Annotated in this window: 2 protein-coding genes and 1 pseudogene; 1 reads left to right on the top strand and 2 read right to left on the bottom strand. The window is 43.3% G+C overall.

Going from position 1 to position 1,721, the window contains the following annotated elements:
* Positions 1-294, top strand: a 294-nt coding sequence (locus tag AQR02_RS11875; protein WP_209444150.1) for a hypothetical protein, incomplete at its 5' end; no start/stop codon positions are given.
* Between the two features lie 511 nt (positions 295-805).
* Here the strand turns inward: AQR02_RS11875 and AQR02_RS35545 are convergent.
* Both AQR02_RS35545 and AQR02_RS11885 read right to left on the bottom strand, forming a co-directional pair.
* Positions 806-943 carry a hypothetical protein gene (locus tag AQR02_RS35545; RefSeq protein WP_425339974.1) on the bottom strand — a complete coding sequence of 46 codons (138 nt, stop codon included), beginning with the start codon at positions 941-943 and terminating at the stop codon, positions 806-808.
* Positions 944-1,356: 413 nt separating this feature from the next.
* A pseudogene (locus AQR02_RS11885) lies at positions 1,357-1,721 on the bottom strand (hypothetical protein); the annotation flags it as partial.

A 1,721-nucleotide genomic window follows, 5' to 3' on the forward strand; every position in this document is an offset into this window, starting at 1 on the left:
CATACTTCAAATGTTCGACTACTAGCCTCACTGGGGAATTTTGAGAAAGCGTATTTTGGGGAGGAAGTAAGTAGTGAGAAACCCTACAATGCAATTGTTCATTTGCAACACGATGAGAAACGATTCGAAAAGGTGGAACAACTGCTGGATGCTCTTCTGGATCATAGCAAAGTTCCGCCTGAAGGCGCGCTTGAATGGACAAGCATTGCTCAGTTAGAGGAGATGGTTGCTGTGCAAGCCAGTAAGGAATTAGTGGCTGCAGGTACTGAAGATGAAATAGACGAGGGACTTTGAGCACGTAGAAGTTATACAATAACTCCCGATTTATAGGACTGTGCGACAAAAGTACAGTCCTATAAATTTGGAATTGGAGCTAGATAAACCGTTCTTTACGAATTGAATGATTTCAGGTAACGACGATATACTTGATAATTCTTGTTGCCTCCCGACAGGTTAAAGACCTTCTCAAAGCCCGAATATTCTGGGCTGCATTTCCGGTTGTTCCTTTGTTGCAATAGGTGTCTGTAGGTTTCTGAAAATCTAAGGTAGAAGCCTTCTCACGCAGGTCGCTAAGTGAAATATCTGTGCTCCTTGGACATGACTGGCTTCATATTGCTTTCTCGAACGCGTGTCAACAATTTGATACTCGTCTTCTTTGCCCACCAGCTCTGCCGGAGAAAGTAGAGGACGATTGCGGCTGATCGCGTTATGAAGGGTCATCGCTGTGTACATAACAGGGTCTTTCGTGCTAGAGAAAGAAGGCGCATAGGTCATATCCAGATGAAAGAGGTCCTCAACTTTTGCTTTAAATCGTAACATTGGCCCCTGTAGCCAGCCCATGCTTATCGAAAGTCTCTTCCACCTCGGCACCATTGCTTAAATCAATCACACGGATGGCCTGGTTCACCGGATCGTTTACAATGTCCTCATGGTTGATGTCCATCTTGACGTGGTAGCGAGCCTCAAACCACTTTTTATCTCGAGGAATCAACTCTGACAGGTCATCGACTTCATTCCCTAAATAATAAGGTATCCCGCAGATGGAGTAAGAAATATCTGGACCCTTTCATATACAATAATTTCGTCCGATTCATCATTCCACCGGGCTTTAGCAGCCACATAGGTTCCTGCAGCTACAGAGCCTACAATAATAATCTTCAAATTAAGTACGTCCATATAGTTATATTAGCATTAGCTTATAAAAACAAACTAGAGTTTTGCTCGTATATTCAGGGAGGGATATATAGAAAATTCGGCAGAGGGTAATCTTTTGGAGAAGTCCAGGAAGGACATGAAAATAGCTAAGAACCACCTTACTTGGATCCTTAGCTACTTCATCCATTTGCTTGCAAAAGACTATCCCAGTTTTTCATTAGGGGTCCCACGTTTACTTTCCTTCGGGGCTGCCACCTTGTTTTTCCCTTTATTCATTCTGACACTCTCCCGAAGCGCCTCTAAAAGATCAACAACAACCTCTGATTCTTGCGTGGGCTTTAAAACAATGTTCTGTCCGGCAATTTTAGATTGAATAGCTGCTAACAATCGTTCTTGCTCTGGATTGGAATATGATTTTAAATCGGAGGTACCTGTCATTCCTTTGACGATTTGTAAGGCTAACTTCAGCTGATTGGAATCTACAGAAATGGTACTAGAGAGGTTGGGGACGTTCTCTACGGGCCGCATTTCATTCGCGTAGTGCATGGTGGCCAACTGAATGCAAT

Source organism: Paenibacillus ihuae, from assembly GCF_001368795.1.
GTDB lineage: Bacteria > Bacillota > Bacilli > Paenibacillales > Paenibacillaceae > Paenibacillus_AQ > Paenibacillus_AQ ihuae.

Coding starts and splice junctions, on each gene's coding strand:
- AQR02_RS35545 (WP_425339974.1), bottom strand. CDS start 943: ATGGACATCAACCATGAGGACATTGTAAACGATCCGGTGAACCAGGCC.